Raw genomic sequence first — 17579 nt, 5'->3', positions numbered from 1 at the left:
ATTATGAAATATATTGCTGCACTTACCATTTTACTTGGAAGTTTCTTCTGCTTTCATACATTCATGTACGCCGATACCCCTATCCAAGTGGTGCAAAAAGAAGTGAAGTACATTGAAAACGATAATACCGTCTTGTATTCGAAATTATGGGTTCGTTCTATGCAAAACGCAGTATTATTTCACCATAGCGATAATGTTCGTAATCAGGACACTCTGCGTAATGTAACAAGTTCATCGCTCGTTAAAGCGAAGCACTTACCATTTAAGAAAGCATCAATGTACATTCCAAGATTATCGCAATACGTATCAAAAGCAGGGAAAGAAAATATTCAAGTGCACTACATTGCGGTACACTATAATGTAAAAAAAGAAAATGCGTATCAATTAAATGGCATGAACTATTTTCTACAAGTATTTATGAAAGAGCGCGGCGAATGGAAAATTGCTGAAAGTGTAGTCGCACCGACAGAGCAAATTGTGCAAAATGGTGATGGGTTTGGAATGAAAGAAGAGATGGTGTATGGGGATAGGAGAGAAAATGTGAAATAACCTCCTTTTGAAGGAGGTTATTTCGTATGAAGTAAAAATTTTTTATTTATCAAATAGTGAAGTATTACATAGCCAAATAGTCCTATTATTATGAACCCAGCGTAATAACTTAATAGCGGATCGTTTTTTCCACCTGTTATTCGGCCTCCTAATAGAGCAAAACATATTGTAACACAAGGTATAAATAGTCGATGTAGTTTAGTGAATAATAATATTTTACCGTTATTTTCATTAGGAGTCCGATTATACAAAAATACTCCTAATGGTAAAAGAATGAGAATATATAGAATCGGAGTGATAAGCTTCCAGATGGGCTGGAATTGATGCTGCTCCTTAACGGATTCTTTTAAATTATTAATGTCTACTTCCTTTACTTCTGGATTAAATGTATAAGATATATAAGTATTATTAGTAGGTGCAAAAACTTCAATATTCTCTATATATGATGCATAATTCGCTTTCTTAAGGAAAAATTCAGTTGTAGATACATTTGTGTGAATCCAAGCAAAATGAAACAGTAACATGCCTATTCCAGATGGTAATATAATGAAAATTAAGCTTAATATACTATGCGAAATGACATTGCCAGCAATTGTTCCGATAAAAATAGCTATTGTAAAAATCGCAATCCATGTAATGGTAACATAACATAATAATGTACCCATTGGCCCGAAAGATTGGTATTGGCTAAAAAGATTAATCTTTAGGATGAAATAAATTAAGATGCCATTAAGACTCATTATGAATAGAATTGCGATTGTCCCGAACAGCCACTTAGAAAGAAAAAGCTCTTTTCTCGTGAATGGCATTGCAAATAACAGATAGTCTGTTTGATTTTGTCTTTTCCAACTGATTAATGAACAGGCGAGTAATATGAAAATTGGAATGAAGGGGATGATAAGAGTATCCCCGTTTAAACTATAGTAGAAATAGCCATCTTCGTTTGGTTGAACCTGTAAATCATTAAAGTAGCTAATAGGTAAAAACCAAAAACTACTACAAGCAAAGAGTAAAAGAATGTACTTACTTTGCTTGTAATGATGGAGCCATAAAGCTTTATGAAACATGTAATCCCTCCAGTACAAAATTGTGATAATGATGAGTTTATTTAGCGTTCCAAGAGAACTTCCATTTCAATAGTTTGGATAGAAGAAAATAGCTAATTATGCTTGCCCCAAAAAATCCAATGTAAAAATTAAGTAATGATTTGTCTCCCCTTAAGACTAAACCACCAACTATTCCTATAACGAAAATACCAATGCTCATAATTATTTTTTGTAACTTCGGATATAGGAGGAAGTTTCCATTTAGCTCATTGACTGAACGAACATATAAATATATACCGAGTGGTAATAAAATAATGATATATGTGATAGGTGCAATCAATAATTTTGCTGAAGGGATTTTTGTAAAGTTTGGTTCATTATGACGCACTCCATCTGGATCGGTATAGGCACTATGTGGATCATAATCAAATCTAATACGAAAATCTTCTGCTGGACCAGAAATACGTATGTTTTCTAAGAAATGGTTCATATTATTACTGTTCTCATGAAAGTCTATATTTGAGTGAACAGCGATGACTCCTGAGACTAGAGATGGAAGTAACAATGGAAACATGAATATAGCTGCAGTGAGAAGTCCCTGCGAGATAATATGCCCTGTAATTGTTCCAATACATAATGCAAGTGTATAAATAGCGATTAATACAATTAACATATATATATAATAAGAATGGAATGGGGAAAATACTTGATATTTATTATGAAAAGTTATCTTTTTCATAATAGCAAATAGACCCCAGTTTATACTGACAACTGCTACAATGTTACAAATACCAAACAACCATTTCGTCATAAAAAAGTGTGAGCGTTTAAAAGGCATAGACCAAAGAAAATCAATGGAGTTATTTTGTCTTTCCCATCCGATTAACGTACAAGCTAAAATGATAAGTGCAACACCTTGGAATATAACAGGATCCATTAGTGATAAACCAAACTGGTAGTGATATGTATAGTTGTCTTCTTTTGGCATCGTTAGAAAGTGTTGTTGTTCAATAGCTGCCATATAGTATTTGTATGACAAATTGTAGAAGCTAACGAACCAAAATAACCAGACTATATATTTACTTTGTTGGTACGTCCGTAGCCATAATGCTTTTTGAAACATAGGATCTCTCCTTTAAAAGACTTTATAATTTGTAAGGCGCTTTAGTACGAAATAAGTGACAATTCCGGCGAAACACATACCGGTATACTGATTAAATAAGAAATTAAATAAAGGTAATTTATAGCTACTTAGTAAGGCGAAATAGATTGTCGTTCCCCATATCCATATTCGTAAATGTTTTTTGGAAATAAATATTCTTTGACTATTTTCAATTGGTGACCGCTTGTATAAATATGAGCCAATTAGTAAATAGAAGATTGTATAAAAAATAGGAACTAGCATCGATTTAGCTGAATAATAACTATGGAACTCTGGACCTTTTAAAAGCGATGAATCGGGTGCTTCCTTATCTTTTTCCGGATTATAGTAGTAATTAATAGAAAAGTAATTTATCGGTGCAACGATATTTGCTTTTGCATTAATTTCTGAAAGACTTACATATAAGTGTCGGTCTTTCTTATATGTAATATCTAGAGAATTAATTGTAAAATTGTGTAGTAATGAAATAAAGGTAAGCCCCATTAGTAACGAAGGAATACAAAAAACGACTTGTGAAACGATACCTCCAGTAAAAGTACCTATACATAAAGCAGCTGTATATACTGCGACATATGAAACGATTGCATACAGAAAGTATCGATGAAATGGTCCAAATGATTGATAATCAAAATGAATTGTAGCTCTATAAATAAAATACATAAGAACCCAATTTATAAGAAATGAGCATACAATACAGAATGAACCGAAAGCCCATTTAGATAAGAAAACATCTTTTCGTTTAAAAGGCATTCCCATAAGTAAAGTAATAGATTGATTGCTACGTTCCCATCCTATTAATAGACACGCTAAAGAAATAATAAGAATAGTTAACCAAAGGCTATTATCATTTGACCAAAATGTGTAACTATAATCGAATGTTCCTTTTTCTTTCAAGTCATAATACTTAGCAAGTTGTAGTTGAGCTTCTCTATAGTATTTGAAAGATAAATAATAAAGCGTACTCAAGAAAAATAGTAAAGCAGCATATTTCCCGCGCTTCCAATTCCACATCCACAACGCCTTATGAAACATACCCATCCTCCTCAAGTGTTGTAACAAAGACATCTTCCAGTGACATTGTTAATTCTTCAATGAGTATTGGTTGCTCTTTATAAAACTTCTCAAGAGTTGTAGCTACATTGCCTTCGATTAAAATCGTATATACTTTTCCGGTTTGGTTTAATATTTTAATATTGCTTAAGTTTTCTAGTTTTTGAGGTAATGATCGTTCATAAGCAACTTGTATTTTAGCGAATTGTGATTTTGCATCGTCTAGTGACGTAATAGAAGCTACGGTACGTCCCTTTAACATAATAATTGTATCCGCTATTTTCTCAACCTCATCTAAATGATGAGTTGAGATGAAAATTGTAACTTCTTTCTCCGCAACTTCCTCGACGAGAAATTGTAGAATTTGTCTTTTAACGATAGGATCGAGCCCGTTTGTTGGCTCATCTAAAATGATATATTCTGCTTTTGCAGCGAAAGCTAAAATGATGGCAAGCAGTGCTTTCATTCCTTTTGAATAACTACGAATTCGTTTATTTGGTAAGTTGAACCGCTCTAATAATCCATAGAAATATTGTTCATCAAATGCTGTATAAACGGTTTTATAAAACTTAACGATTTCTTTCACTGTATAACCGTTTAATATGTTAGTAGAGTCTGGAACGTATACAACCTTTTGTTTAATTTCAGGATGCTTATGAACATCCGTATCCTCATATGTAACAGTTCCTGTATCTGGGTCTAAAATGCCGACCATCGTTCGTAATAAAGTTGTTTTCCCCGCGCCGTTTCTTCCGAGTAATCCGACGATACTACCTTTTTGTAATGTGAAAGAAACATCGTCTAAAATCGTTTGGTTATCAATTGTTTTCTTCAAGTTTGTCACTTTCAGCATCCGTATTTCCTCCAATCTCTTTATAGTATGAATCTATCCAATCGTGAATTTTATCTTTCGTAATCCCAAGATAAGAGGCTTCTAGTAATAATTGATGAAACTGCTTTTCAACCATAGCGATTTTCCTTTCGTCTAATGTTGGGGTAATCGATTGGGCTACAAATGTTCCTTTTCCTCGTAATGTTTCAATAATCTCTTGTCGCTCTAATTCTTGATAAGCTTTACTTACTGTATTTGGATTTATAACGAGCAAAGAAGCGAGCTCGCGTACAGAAGGAAGCTTATCACTTGGAGCTAACATATTTTTTAGTACGAGCTCTTTTATATTTTGAACAATTTGTTCCCATATCGGAGTGTTGCTTCTTGGATTAATTTGAATATGCAAGAGCAATGTCTCCTTCCTGATGAGTATTAAGTGTACTACTGTGTGTAATACACTTAATACAATATAAGCAATGAATTTATTTGTCAACTGAAAATAATAGAAAAATATGGTATTAAAAATGAATAAATTGGAAAAAATAGGTTTGATATAGAATGGAGGGTTAGTCATGAAGCGAGTTTTTGGAATACTTGTTTGTTTCATGTTATTGCTTTCTGGTACTTCAGTTAGTTTTGCGCAATCTGAGAAAACGAAGCAGGAGAAAACAGAAGAGACCGCGCCGAAGTTAGCGGAACAAGCGTCGTCAGCGATCGTAATTGAGCAAGATACAGGTAAAGTTTTGTTTGATAAAAATCCGAATGAAAAGTTACCACCTGCTAGTATGACAAAGATTATGACAATGCTTTTAATTATGGAACAAGTTGAAAAAGGAAAATTAAAACTGACAGATAAAGTGAGAGCGAGTGAACACGCAGCTTCAATGGGTGGGTCACAAATCTTTCTAGAACCTGGGGAAGAGATGACTGTAAATGAAATGTTAAAGGGCATTGCAATTGCATCTGGAAATGATGCATCTGTTGCAGTGGCCGAGCATATCGCTGGTTCAGAAGAAGGATTCGTAAATATGATGAACAAAAAAGCGAAAGATTTAGGACTGAAAAATACACATTTTCAAAATCCGACAGGTCTCCCGGCGAAAGATCATTATTCCACAGCGAATGATATGGCTATTATGGCGAAAGAATTGATGAAGTATCCACTTATTCGAAAATATACAGGTAAATATGAAGACTATTTACGTGAAAATACGGATAAGAAATTTTGGCTCGTTAATACGAATAAGCTAGTACGTTTTTATCCTGGAGTAGATGGAGTGAAAACGGGCTTTACGACGGAAGCGAAATATTGTTTAACAGCATCAGCTGAAAAAAATGGAATGCGTGTCATTTCAGTTGTTATGGGAGCACCTACTTCAAAAGAACGGAACAATCAAGTAACGAAGCTACTTGACTATGCATTTGGTCAATATATGACAAAAAAATTGTATACACGTGGCGAAAAAATTAAGACTGTACAAGTAGGAAAAGGTAAGGAAGAAAAAGTAGATTTAGTTGCGTCAGACAATGTGTCTCTTCTTATGAAGAAGGGCGAAAATATGGACAAAGTTAAACAAGAAGTGATTGCTGAAAAGAAAGTGAAGGCACCGATTAAAAAAGGTGATGCACTTGGCACACTTGTTATTAAAAGAGATAAAGATGTTTTATTAAAACAAACAATTGTAGCGAAAGAAGATGTTGAGGCAGCGAGCTGGTGGGAGTTATTTAAACGAAGCTTTGGGATGTTTTCAACATCAAAATAGCGGTGAAAATTTTGCCGCTTTTCTGTTCGTATTTACGGGGATAATTGCTGAAAGGTTTCACTTTATGACGAAATAGTTCTTCTTTTGTCAGTAGGAAGGATTCTTGTTTTATATCACGAAAATCTTATGTTAAAGAGTAAAGTTTGAGCATAAGGAGGAAATCGTGTGAGTCTTTCCATGCATTTAGAAGTAAAACGTGACGTCTTATGTGTGAGGCTAGAGGGTGAATTAGATCATCATACTGCTGAAGAGTTGCGAACGAAAGTAACAGATATGATTGAGACACATGGTGTTCATCATATTGTTTTGAGCCTAGAGAACTTAACATTTATGGATAGTTCAGGTTTAGGCGTTATATTAGGCCGATATAAACATGTAAAGGGATTAGGTGGAGAGATGGTTGTCTGTGCAATTTCACCGCCTGTTAAACGTTTATTTGAAATGTCAGGTCTATTCAAAATTGTTCGTTTAGAAGAAAGTGAAGCGCATGCGCTCGCGACGTTGGGGGTGGCATAGATGAGAAATGAAATGAACCTTCAATTTTCAGCGTTAAGTCAGAATGAATCATTTGCTCGTGTTACGGTAGCTGCTTTTATTGCGCAATTAGACCCGACGATGGAAGAACTAACAGAGATTAAAACAGTTGTGTCAGAAGCGGTTACAAATGCAATTATTCATGGGTATGAAGGAAATGCAGAAGGTGTTGTTTATATTTCAGTGATTTTGGAAGAAGCGATGGTGAAACTCACGATTCGAGATGAAGGGATTGGTATCTTTAACTTAGATGAAGCAAGACAACCCCTTTTTACAACTAAACCTGAATTAGAGCGTTCCGGAATGGGATTTACTATCATGGAAAATTTTATGGATGAAGTAGAAGTTATTTCAAACGAATCTTTCGGGACAACAATCCATTTGACAAAATACTTATCAAATAGTAACGCTCTATGCAATTAAGGAGAATAGCCAATGGACATAGAGGTCAGAAATGAGAAGAAGAAACCTCAGTTAAAGGACCACGAGCTAAAAGCGTTAATTCAAAAGAGTCAAGATGGAGATCAACAAGCGAGAGATACAATCGTTCAAAGTAATATGCGTCTCGTATGGTCGGTTGTGCAGCGATTTCTTAATCGAGGATACGAACCAGACGATTTATTTCAAATTGGATGTATTGGACTCTTAAAATCGGTAGATAAATTTGATTTATCTTTCGACGTGAAATTTTCAACATATGCAGTTCCAATGATTATCGGTGAAATACAACGATTTTTACGTGACGATGGATCAGTGAAAGTAAGTAGATCTTTAAAAGAAACAGGAAACAAAGTTCGAAAGATGAGAGACGAGCTTTCGAAAGAATTTGGAAGGGCTCCAACGATTAATGAGGTAGCAGAGGCTCTTGAACTAACGCCGGAAGAAGTTGTTCTGGCGCAAGAAGCGAGTCGTGCTCCTTCGTCGATACATGAAACTGTGTATGAAAACGATGGAGACCCAATTACTATTTTAGATCAAATTGCAGATCAATCGGAAACGAAATGGTTTGATAAAATTGCTTTAAAAGAAGCAATTAGAGAACTTGATGAACGAGAACGGCTAATTGTGTATTTGCGCTATTATAAAGACCAAACCCAATCAGAAGTAGCGGAGCGCATAGGCATTTCGCAAGTACAAGTTTCAAGACTTGAAAAGAAAATATTAAAACAGATGAAAGATCGAATAGATGAATAGCTATCTATTCGATTTTTTTTATTGTAACGTACGGTTGGTCGATAGCGGCAGCGTTTCTTATAGTTGCACTAGTCATTAGTCTGAAGAAATGGAATGCACAAATACATTCAGACTCTGCCCAGCTTGAAAAAGAATGGAAGGACCGAGGTGTTTCATGATGAGCGGATCAGCGATTATGATGATGGTTATAGGTATAGTAGTCATTTGGGGAGGACTTGCATTAAGTATTGCAAATTTATTTAAGAAAAAGGCGTAGCTGAAAAACATCTGTACCGAAACGGTACAGATGTTTTTTTATGAAAAAATTGTATTAGAAAAAATTCCAATAACCATACTACAACTACGAGGAAGAGTGAAGGGGTGAATGAAAATTGGAACAAACGATTTATATTAAAATGCGCAATCGCTTAAAAGTGTCTCCTACGTATGAAGTAAAGCTGAGCGATGTTGCTCAACTTGCCGGAGATTCTTTTGTAGTTGAGTCGTTACAGAATGAGATAGTCTACAAAATAACAGCGCATGATAAAACACATGTTGTAATTGATGTTATGAAAGTGATTGAAATTATTCAACAAAAGATAGCACATATACAAATTAATTTACTTGGATCTGGACAAACTCTTGTTGAAATTATATACGAAAAAAAGAAAGTGCATCCGGTTTTCTTCGGACTTGTATGGTTGTTACTTTTCATTGGAGCGGCCCTTGCAATCATTTATTTCCATGAAGATGTAAGTATGCAACAAGTACACCAACGGTTATATTACATGATTACTGGAGAATTTAAGGAGCAACCGCTTTTATTTCAAATTCCATATTCACTAGGTCTTGGGTTAGGCATGATTTTATTTTTTAATCATGTATTTCAAAAGCGCATTAATGAAGAGCCAAGCCCATTAGAAGTTGAGATGTTTCAATATCAGCAGTCACTCGATCAATACGTAATCGTTCATGAAAATAGGGATAATACGAAACAGATTGCTGATGATTGAGTGTGCATTTGTTGTATTAATTGGTTTAGCTGGAGGGATTGCTGTAGGGAGTGGATATGTTGCATTTTTAGCTGTTCTCGGTATTATCCCGCGCTTAGCTCAATTAACGAGAAGTGGAAAGCATATTCAATATTTTGAGTGGGCGGTCATTGCAGGTACTTTAACAGGGGCTTGGTGTAGTTTGAAAAATATTACATTTCAAACGTCGCAATATTGGCTCGTAATAATAGGCTTATTTTGTGGCACATTCATTGGAATGCTAGCTGCGGCATTAACAGAAGTATTAAATGTTTTACCTATTTTAGCGAAACGGGTAGGGGTAGAGGGGAAAATTGTTGTTTTACTCGTTGCTCTTGTACTTGGAAAAGTAATAGGCTCATTGTTTCACTGGATTTATTTCGTAAAGTAGGAGGCAATATATATGACAAGGCGAAAACTGAAAGATGATTACATAAATAAAGTGAAGGAGTACCATCCAAAGCCAAACTATTTGCTAAATTGTGCGAAGGCATTTCTTGTAGGTGGGCTCATTTGTACAGTCGGAGAAATATTGATGAAATTTTATATACATTATTTTCACTTTAGTGAACAAGAGGCAGGAAATCCGACAGTTGCAACTCTTGTTTTACTATCAGTGATTTTAACAGGGTGTGGTGTATATGATAAAATCGGGCAGTTTTCTGGAGCGGGATCAGCAGTACCAGTTACTGGATTTGCGAATTCTATGGCGAGTGCGGCACTAGAACATAGGAGTGAAGGGATTGTTCTAGGAATCGCTACTAACATGTTTAAGCTTGCAGGAAGTGTCATTGTATTTGGAGTCGTCGGTGCATACGTTATCGGGTTAATAAGATATACATTTCAAATTTTAATGTCTTAAAGGAGGGACAGATATGAGATTGACAGGAAAACAAACGTGGGTATTTCAAAATGATATCTTCGTGAATGCAACTGGTACTGCTGTCGGTCCGAAAGAAGCTGAAGGCCCTCTTGGAAAGGATTTTGATATTTCATATTCTGACTTACATTGCGGAGAGGAAAACTGGGAACTTGCTGAACGAAGGTTAATGTCAGACTCAATTCAACAAGCGATGCAAAAAGGGAATATAAAAAAATCACAAATTGATTTCTTTTTAGCGGGAGATTTATTAAACCAAACAGTGACAGCAAATTACGTTGCTCGTGAGTATGGTATTCCTTTTTTAGGGATGTTCAGCGCTTGTGCGACGTCAATGGAAACTTTGGCTGTTGGATCAGCTTTTATAGATGGTGGATTTGCGAATCGTATTTTAGCTACAGTAAGTAGTCATAATGCGACGGCTGAAAGACAATTTCGTTACCCAACAGAATACGGAGGACAAAAGCCAGGGACAGCAAACTCAACTGTTACCGGAGCAGGGTCAATATTAATTAGCAATGAGGAGAGTGCAATTAAAATAACAGCAGCAACAATCGGCAAAGTACAGGATTTAGGAATTGCTAATCCTTTAGATATGGGATCAGCGATGGCACCAGCTGCTGCTCATACAATTCAACAGCATTTTGAAGATTTGAGAAGAAGTGCAGCTGATTATGATCTTATTGTTACTGGTGATTTATCAGCTGTTGGGACACCAATTGCGAAACAACTTTTACTTGAGGAAGGGTATGATTTGGGGAATGTATATAATGATTGTGGATTAATGATTTACAATTCAAATCAAGAAGAAGTGTTTGCAGGGGGCAGTGGTTGTGCTTGTTCAGCTGTTGTAACATACGGCCATTTATTGCGTGAAATGCAAAAAGGGAATTTACAAAGAATTTTTGTCGTTGCAACTGGAGCTTTATTAAGCCCCATGATGATGCAACAGAAGGAAACGATTCCAACGATTGCGCATGGTGTTGTGTTTGAAAGCGTTAAAGGAGAGTGAATTGTGGATTTTATATACGCATTTCTTGTAGGAGGAGCTATTTGTGTAATTGGACAAGTGTTGCTGGATTTCGCAAAGTTAACACCGGCACATTTAATGGCAACTTTTGTAGTCGCCGGAGCTATTTTAGACGGATTCGGATTGTACGATAAGCTTATAAAATTTGCAGGTGCTGGGGCAACGGTCCCTATTACAAGTTTTGGACACTCACTATTGCATGGGGCAATGCATGCGGCAGAAAAACATGGATATTTAGGAATTGGAATCGGTATGTTTAGCTTAACGTCTGCGGGGATTTCAGCAGCGATAGTATTTTCATTTTTTGTTGCACTTATATGTAAACCGAAAGGATAAATCAAATGAGACGAAGGGTTGTTTTGGTCACAGATGGAGATGAATATGCAAAGCGGACAATTGAGCTGTTAACAAAGGAATTTGGGGGAAGGTGTATTTCGGCATCGCAAAGTAATCCGACCAAATTGACAGGGAAGAAAGTTGTTGAGCTTATTATGCAAACGCCATATGACCCTGTATTTGTCATGTTTGATGACAGCGGATTTATAGGAGAAGGATCTGGTGAAAAGGCGTTAAAGTATGTCGCAACACATAAACAAGTTGATGTACTGGGTATTTTAGCGGTAGCATCTAATACACATCATTGGGAATGGGCGCGTGTAGATGTAAGTGTAGATCGAAATGGGAATTTGACAGAATATGGCGTTGATAAATTTGGACTCCCAGATGGTGAAGTTGGCAGGATTAGTGGGGATACGATTTATTGTTTAGATGGTCTGAATGTTCCTGTCATAGTGGGGGTCGGTGATATTGGCAAGATGTGCGGAAATGATGAATGGGAGAGAGGATCACCTATTACTAGAAAAGCGATTCAATTAATTTTGGAAAGGAGTGGGTTTTATGACGAAGCCTAAAAAAGTGAATATCCCGATTTCATCTTTTTTAAGTGATAATGAAAATTACTTAAAGCAAACAGTTGGACTGGGTGTTACATACGATGTTGGTATTCGTAAATTTCAAATTTTAAATAAAGAAATTGGTGTGTTATTTGTAAATGGACTTTGTGATACGAATTATATTATCCCTATTTTAGAAGAAGCGGTGGATACAAATGAAATAAGGGATGTAGAAGAAGATACAGTAAAGCTTTTAGAGAATCGTTTAATTCATCAACAAGTAAGTAAAGTAAAAACGATGGATGAGGTAATGCTCCAAGTATTATCGGGGCTCATTGTTATATTTGTGGAAGGTGAAACGGAAGCGTTCGCAATAGATGTTCGTAGTTATCCGGGCCGGACACCGACAGAACCAGATACAGAAAAGGTAGTGCGCGGTGCAAGGGATGGCTTTGTTGAAAATATCGTTGTAAATACAGCTTTAATTCGTAGAAGAATACGCGATCCACGTCTTCGAAATGAAATGATTCGAGTAGGGGATAGATCGCAAACGGATATTTGTATTACATACGTACAAGATGTTGCAAATCCGGATTTAGTGAAGATTATAAAACAAGAATTAAATAGTATTGAAGTAGATGGGATTACGATGGCGGATAAAACAGTAGAAGAATTTGTAGTCAAACAAGGTTATAATCCATTCCCGCTTATCCGATACACAGAAAGACCAGATGTAGCAGCAAATCATCTGTTAGAAGGACATGTGTTAGTGCTCGTTGATACATCGCCAAGTGCTATGATCACTCCAACAACATATTTCCACCATTTGCAGCATGCAGAAGAGTTTAGACAAAATCCAGCTGTAGGTACATTTTTACGCTGGGTACGTTTTTTAGGTGTTATATTTTCGCTGTTCTTACTGCCATTTTGGTTAGTTTTTGTTTTTGATCCAACTCTTTTACCGGAAAGTCTTGCTTTCATTGGACCGAATAAAATGACGCATTTACCGATTTTACTACAAATTTTGATGGCGGAAATCGGACTCGAATTTTTAAGGATGGCTGCCATTCATACACCGACATCATTGTCTTCTGCAGCAGGATTAATTTCAGCTATATTAATTGGTCAAATTGCAATTGATGTAGGTTTGTTTGTACCAGAAGTTATTTTGTACGTAGCAGTTTCTATGATCGGTGCATATGCTACGCCGAGTTATGAACTAGGGCTTGGGAATAAGATAGGGAAATTGTTTGTAATTATTTTAACAGGCATATTTCATGAAATGGGATTTGTCATTGGAATGACGATATTAATTCTATTTTTAACATCTATAAGAAGCTTGCAAACACCGTATTTATGGCCGTTTTTACCGTTTGATTGGGGCGCGTTAACGAAAATTTTACTTCGTCCAACTATGTCTAGTTTAAAGGTTCGTCCAAGTATTGTAAGACCTCAAAATGTGCGAAGACAAAAATAAGCGGGATTATGCTCCTGCTTATTTTTTATTGAAAATTTATTGTTTTTTTAACAAAAATCAAACATTTTTTTTGTACAATTAGAGTAGATATTGTGTATGAGAGGGGAAGAGGACATGATTAAACTATTTGTAAGTGATTTAGATGATACGCTCGTTTACAATGTGAATCATATGCAAAAAGAAGATGAACGAGCGCTTTGTTGGCTAGCTGAAAAAGGGACAAATATTTGTTTTGCCTCTGGCCGTTTTACTCACCGAATTGATGAGGCGGTAAAAAGGTTTTCGTTCCCGTATTACACAACTAGTTTAAATGGAGCGACAATGATACTACCGGATGGAAAGGTATTTCATGAATCGAGTTTTGAAGATGGGGTTGCCCAGGAAATATATCGATATATACATAAAAAGGGACTAGCAGATATTGTTTGTGCAAATGAGCAGCGATATACAAAAAGGAAGAATGAACATCACCATACTTTTGAAGAGTATATGGGAGTGCATATTGCTGAAATCGAAGAATTAGAAGAGGAATTTGGGAAGACTGTACATCCTGCGAAATTATTTGTTTTTGGCGAAGAAGAAAAAATTGTAGCATTAGATCAAGAGTTGAGAGATACATTTCATAGCGAAGCGGAAGTCTTTATATCGGGTAAGCGATATGTTGACATTATGCCAAGAGGTGTAAGTAAAGGAAGCGCTCTGAAGCGATTAATGGAACATTTACAAATTGAAGCAAATGAAGTTGCGTGTATTGGAGATTCTTTCAATGATATTTCTATGTTTGAAGTAACCCCGCACTCCTTCAGCCTCCATCATGCTCATCCGTATGTGAAGGAGAAAGCAAATCATGTTGTTCGTTCGGTTGAAGAAGCTATTATGAAATTACCGTTACTTGTATAAAAAAGAAGCTCGTCACTGGCGAGCTTCTTTTTTACTTGAATAAAGATTTAACGAAATCAATGATACTAGAGAAGAAATCTTTTACTTTATCTAGGAAACTTTGCCCTTCTTCAGAACCTAAGAAGGCAGACACATGGTCTTTTGCTTTATCTAATTGGCTACCAACTTGGTTCCAATCGATATTAAGATTTTTCATTTTATCAAATAACGATACTAAGTTATCCAACTGTTCATCTGTTAATGTAATGCCAAGTTGATCAGCAATTTTTTTAATTAATGAACGTAAATCTTCAGTTGTTTTTGGCTGTTCTTTTGCAATTTCTTCTTTAATTTTTGCAACAAGTTGAACTGCTTTTTCTTCACCGATTTTATCACCAAGTTTTGCTGTTTGTACCATTTCTTCATTGGCTACTTTTTTAACATCTTCTGGAATTTCTTTGTTCGATGTTGTTTCATAGGCCTTCATTAAACCTGTTAAAGCAGCAGTTCCGGAAACTTTAAATGGTGCAGTAATTTGAATCTCTGCATCTTTCACACCTGCTGTAATAAGTGCATTTGTGTACATTGCATCTGTTATCGAATTAATGTTTTTTGAGCGTACAATGAGACCTGACCCTGGTTTTGTGTATGTAATCATAGAAGAGGAAATTGCTCTTGTACCAATTTGTGCTTTTGGAACAATTCCTTCTAGAAATTTATGTTCTTCCGCATTAGACACAGTGATGATTGTAGCATCTTTTGGTGCTTTCATTTCTTTTAACAGCTCTTGTTTCTGTTGTTCAGATAAGTTTTCTCCTAGTGTAACAATTGATTCTCCCTCAATGATGTCTGCAAATGAAGCTGTTGGCATAATAAATACGGCTACAGCTAATAGCAGAGCTAGTAATTTCGCTTTCACGAAAAATCGCTCCCTTTCTCTTTCTGAAATTTTCGGGCAACACAGTTATTATAGTATATTTTTAAAATTTGTCACCTAGCTTTTTCCACATTTCGAAAAAGAAGTATGCAGATTGTCGGATTCTTTTTGTTTCTCGTCATGAATATGGTAATATAGTGCTGAGATAGTTGAAAGGAGACATATACATATGAAAACTTTAGGATACATATTAATGGAAAATGGCGAAAAAATCGATTTAGAATTTTTCCCAGAAGAGGCACCAAAAACAGTAGAAAACTTTAAAAAATTAGCAGAGCAAGGATTTTATGATGGTGTGACATTCCACCGCGTTATTCCTGGCTTCGTAAGCCAAGGTGGAGACCCAACAGGCACAGGTGCAGGTGGCCCAGGTTACTCTATTCCATGTGAGACTGATGGAAATCCTCATAGACACCTTGTTGGATCACTTTCTATGGCACATGCTGGCCGTAATACAGGTGGTAGCCAATTTTTTGTTGTTCATGAGCCACAACCGCATTTAGATGGCGTACATACTGTATTCGGTAAAGCAACAAGCGGTATTGAAACAGTATTAAACATGCGTCAAGGTGATGTAATGAAAGAAGTTAAAGTTTGGGAAGAGTAAGTTATGAGAAAAAGAGAGCGATTTTGCTCTCTTTTTTTATTTTCTATAAACAGGAATCGGTATATATTTTAAAGTATATGACACAAATAGGACGACTACTAGCGTTAAAATATATTGTTCATAAGAACACACTTTTAACAAAATACATAGAATGGAGTACGAATTATATGCTTCAATAAATGGATTTCTCTTAACATATTGCTTTTGGTAGAACTAATTTGTTCAAAAGTGGTTAATAATTGAAATGTAATGAGAAAGGGATTCTCCTTTTAGTTCCTATACAGTATTGTCTCTTTTTTGAGCGGTGTAATAGAGAGAAATAGCGTGGAAACATATATTTGACTTTCTTCTTAACGCTTTGTATGATTATCAAGTTGTTTCAGCCTCTTCTCACTCTGGTAAAAATATTGTAGAATGAATGTGATATGAAAAGAGTGATTGATGGGATAAATAGTTTGTAACTTTTGTAAGAAGGGATAAGGGTTATGTTAATTCGTTTTAAAAAAAGTTATGAAAAAATTGCAATGGGGCTTCTTTCATTTATGCCAACTGAAAAAGATGTAAAAACATTACAATTGACAATGAAAGAGTATGAAGCGAAAGAGGATTGGCAATTGTATTTGTGGAAACAAAATGAAGATTTTGTTGGGATAATGGGGATTATAAAAAAAGAAGATCAGGTATTGGAAATTCAGCATTTGAGCGTGAATCCGTCTCACCGTCATATGGGGATTGGGACGAAGATGGTTCAAGAGCTTAAGAGTAAATTTCTTGAGTTTACAATTTGCGGAAATGAGCAAACAGCAAGTTTTTGCAAAAAGTGTAAAGAGCTTGAACAAAATATACATTCATGAAAGCAGGGATAAGTAGTTTATTATCTCTGCTTTCTTTTTTGTAGTTGTTCGTGTCGTTCAGAAATGACTTCTGTTCGATCACGCAATGTGTGCTTATTTATGATATATTCACCAGGAATGAAATTCACATCTTTCCAAGAGAGGTTTTGTTTCTTACATAACTGTATGCATTGTTTTTCTAACGATGCGTCTAATAATGGTAAAAATAACGGCGCGAAAAATTCCTTTTTGTGGATAGATTGTAACCTTTCATTTAATAAGAATATAAGTTGTTTATGATCTATTCCTAATTGATGTAACGGCACACTGTTCTTTTCTAAAAGTGCTATTGCGCTTTTTATCATCTTCTCTGCGCCATTCCAGTTGGATCGTCTGTGATGGTATAAGGAAACAGCAATTTGAATGAGACCGACTAAGTAAGTGTCGCGTTCTCCTCTAGGTTTTAATTTCCAATACTCTTCTAATATTTCATGACATTCAAAATAATCACAGTCTCCGTGAAAATGAATTAAAAATTGTATGTACTCGGTAGGATACATTTTTTTTCGCTCCTGTCTAACGGTTATATGTACAGTTTATCATAGAAATATTAACAATAAGCGACTAGGGAAGTATCCCTAGTCGCTTTCTTGCTTCCTATTAGCAGAAGCAAGCTGCTCCTACAATGATTAGTAAAATGAACAGTACAACAAGTAATGCGAACCCACCGCTAAAACCACAATCAACGTGACCCATAGTTTTTTGACCTCCTACATTGTTCTTACTACATTGTTATCATATGAAGCGGTGGGCATTATGACATGGGCATAGGTCTATTTTTAATTAAATTTCTTAAAAAGGTTGGATAGAACATGAGTATGCTCTATACTTATGGTGTTATAG

24 protein-coding genes are annotated in these 17579 nt (G+C 35.6%); 16 read left to right on the top strand and 8 right to left on the bottom strand.

Annotated features, from left to right (window positions below):
- The first annotated feature begins 3 nt into the window (after positions 1-3).
- Positions 4-549, top strand: coding sequence for a hypothetical protein (locus V7038_RS18380; RefSeq protein ID WP_002111626.1), 546 nt, complete (start codon positions 4-6; stop codon positions 547-549).
- 17 nt (positions 550-566) lie between these two features.
- Here the strand turns inward: V7038_RS18380 and V7038_RS18375 are convergent, their stop codons facing one another.
- Genes V7038_RS18375 through V7038_RS18355 form a run of 5 tightly spaced genes read right to left on the bottom strand, consistent with a single transcriptional unit; the run spans position 567 to position 5045 of the window.
- Positions 567-1616, bottom strand: coding sequence for an ABC-2 transporter permease (locus V7038_RS18375; protein ID WP_002185016.1), 1050 nt, complete (start codon positions 1614-1616; stop codon positions 567-569).
- Positions 1617-1653: 37 nt separating this feature from the next.
- Positions 1654-2718, bottom strand: coding sequence for an ABC transporter permease subunit (locus V7038_RS18370; RefSeq protein WP_335471250.1), 1065 nt, complete (start codon positions 2716-2718; stop codon positions 1654-1656).
- Positions 2719-2730: 12 nt separating this feature from the next.
- A complete protein-coding gene (locus V7038_RS18365; protein WP_335471248.1) occupies positions 2731-3789 on the bottom strand; it encodes an ABC transporter permease in 1059 nt (352 codons plus the stop codon).
- Positions 3779-4660 carry an ABC transporter ATP-binding protein gene (locus V7038_RS18360; protein WP_335471245.1) on the bottom strand — a complete coding sequence of 294 codons (882 nt, stop codon included), beginning with the start codon at positions 4658-4660 and terminating at the stop codon, positions 3779-3781. Before V7038_RS18360 ends, V7038_RS18365 begins: the two co-directional genes overlap by 11 nt.
- On the bottom strand, positions 4626-5045 hold the full coding sequence (locus tag V7038_RS18355) for a GntR family transcriptional regulator (RefSeq protein ID WP_335471242.1): 420 nt from the start codon (positions 5043-5045) through the stop codon (positions 4626-4628). Before V7038_RS18355 ends, V7038_RS18360 begins: the two co-directional genes overlap by 35 nt.
- Positions 5046-5211: 166 nt before the next feature.
- On the opposite strand from V7038_RS18355, the gene dacF reads away from it, so the two are divergent.
- From dacF to V7038_RS18290, 13 genes are all read left to right on the top strand, one after another.
- Positions 5212-6402: a serine-type D-Ala-D-Ala carboxypeptidase DacF gene (gene dacF, locus V7038_RS18350; RefSeq protein ID WP_002111620.1), complete on the top strand. Its 1191-nt coding sequence runs from the start codon at positions 5212-5214 to the stop codon at positions 6400-6402.
- Positions 6403-6567: 165 nt separating this feature from the next.
- Positions 6568-6918, top strand: coding sequence for an anti-sigma F factor antagonist (gene spoIIAA / locus V7038_RS18345; RefSeq protein ID WP_002088460.1), 351 nt, complete (start codon positions 6568-6570; stop codon positions 6916-6918).
- Positions 6919-7359: an anti-sigma F factor gene (gene spoIIAB / locus V7038_RS18340; RefSeq protein WP_001243400.1), complete on the top strand. Its 441-nt coding sequence runs from the start codon at positions 6919-6921 to the stop codon at positions 7357-7359.
- 12 nt (positions 7360-7371) lie between these two features.
- The gene (gene sigF / locus V7038_RS18335) at positions 7372-8130 is read left to right on the top strand and encodes an RNA polymerase sporulation sigma factor SigF (protein WP_002111619.1); all 759 of its coding nucleotides are present in this window, start codon (positions 7372-7374) and stop codon (positions 8128-8130) included.
- Positions 8131-8287: 157 nt separating this feature from the next.
- Positions 8288-8386, top strand: a complete 99-nt coding sequence (locus V7038_RS18330; RefSeq protein WP_000016826.1) for a methionine/alanine import family NSS transporter small subunit — start codon at positions 8288-8290, stop codon at positions 8384-8386.
- A 115-nt stretch (positions 8387-8501) separates the two neighbouring features.
- Positions 8502-9122 carry a stage V sporulation protein AA gene (locus tag V7038_RS18325; protein ID WP_002199440.1) on the top strand — a complete coding sequence of 207 codons (621 nt, stop codon included), beginning with the start codon at positions 8502-8504 and terminating at the stop codon, positions 9120-9122.
- On the top strand, positions 9115-9531 hold the full coding sequence (spoVAB, locus tag V7038_RS18320; RefSeq protein WP_002111616.1) for a stage V sporulation protein SpoVAB: 417 nt from the start codon (positions 9115-9117) through the stop codon (positions 9529-9531). Before V7038_RS18325 ends, spoVAB begins: the two co-directional genes overlap by 8 nt.
- 12 nt (positions 9532-9543) lie before the next feature.
- Positions 9544-10002, top strand: coding sequence for a stage V sporulation protein AC (gene spoVAC, locus V7038_RS18315; RefSeq protein WP_002111614.1), 459 nt, complete (start codon positions 9544-9546; stop codon positions 10000-10002).
- Positions 10003-10015: 13 nt separating this feature from the next.
- Entirely contained in the window at positions 10016-11032 is a 1017-nt protein-coding gene (gene spoVAD, locus V7038_RS18310; RefSeq protein ID WP_002111613.1) for a stage V sporulation protein AD, read from the top strand.
- Positions 11033-11035: 3 nt separating this feature from the next.
- A complete protein-coding gene (gene spoVAE / locus V7038_RS18305) occupies positions 11036-11386 on the top strand; it encodes a stage V sporulation protein AE (protein WP_002111612.1) in 351 nt (116 codons plus the stop codon).
- Positions 11387-11391: 5 nt separating this feature from the next.
- Positions 11392-11961: a stage V sporulation protein AE gene (locus V7038_RS18300; protein WP_002111611.1), complete on the top strand. Its 570-nt coding sequence runs from the start codon at positions 11392-11394 to the stop codon at positions 11959-11961.
- The gene (gene spoVAF, locus V7038_RS18295; RefSeq protein ID WP_002111610.1) at positions 11948-13420 is read left to right on the top strand and encodes a spore germination protein SpoVAF; all 1473 of its coding nucleotides are present in this window, start codon (positions 11948-11950) and stop codon (positions 13418-13420) included. The genes V7038_RS18300 and spoVAF overlap by 14 nt, the downstream gene beginning before the upstream one ends.
- A gap of 96 nt (positions 13421-13516) precedes the next feature.
- Positions 13517-14320 carry a Cof-type HAD-IIB family hydrolase gene (locus V7038_RS18290; protein ID WP_033714022.1) on the top strand — a complete coding sequence of 268 codons (804 nt, stop codon included), beginning with the start codon at positions 13517-13519 and terminating at the stop codon, positions 14318-14320.
- Positions 14321-14351: 31 nt separating this feature from the next.
- On the opposite strand, the gene V7038_RS18285 is transcribed toward V7038_RS18290, so the two are convergent.
- On the bottom strand, positions 14352-15218 hold the full coding sequence (locus V7038_RS18285; protein ID WP_002111608.1) for a DUF1002 domain-containing protein: 867 nt from the start codon (positions 15216-15218) through the stop codon (positions 14352-14354).
- A 187-nt stretch (positions 15219-15405) separates the two neighbouring features.
- Here V7038_RS18285 and V7038_RS18280 point away from each other — a divergent pair, with 187 nt between their 5' ends.
- Positions 15406-15843 (top strand): peptidylprolyl isomerase, encoded by a 438-nt coding sequence (locus V7038_RS18280; RefSeq protein ID WP_000853785.1) that lies wholly within the window; start codon positions 15406-15408, stop codon positions 15841-15843.
- A gap of 485 nt (positions 15844-16328) precedes the next feature.
- Positions 16329-16697, top strand: a complete 369-nt coding sequence (ribT, locus tag V7038_RS18275) for a GNAT family N-acetyltransferase RibT (protein ID WP_000908403.1) — start codon at positions 16329-16331, stop codon at positions 16695-16697.
- Positions 16698-16717: 20 nt separating this feature from the next.
- Here the strand turns inward: ribT and V7038_RS18270 are convergent, their stop codons facing one another.
- Together V7038_RS18270 and V7038_RS18265 are read right to left on the bottom strand one after the other, a co-directional pair.
- Positions 16718-17236 carry a DUF309 domain-containing protein gene (locus V7038_RS18270; RefSeq protein ID WP_002111607.1) on the bottom strand — a complete coding sequence of 173 codons (519 nt, stop codon included), beginning with the start codon at positions 17234-17236 and terminating at the stop codon, positions 16718-16720.
- Positions 17237-17336: 100 nt separating this feature from the next.
- The gene (locus V7038_RS18265; protein WP_000510194.1) at positions 17337-17432 is read right to left on the bottom strand and encodes a YjcZ family sporulation protein; all 96 of its coding nucleotides are present in this window, start codon (positions 17430-17432) and stop codon (positions 17337-17339) included.
- Positions 17433-17579: the final 147 nt, after the last annotated feature.

The sequence above is a fragment of the Bacillus sp. JJ783 genome (assembly GCF_036963225.1).
In the GTDB taxonomy this organism is placed as follows: Bacteria; Bacillota; Bacilli; order Bacillales; family Bacillaceae_G; genus Bacillus_A; species Bacillus_A cereus_U.
The sequence above is the reverse complement of the archived record's forward strand: the minus strand, read 5'-3'. Positions and strand labels throughout refer to the sequence as shown.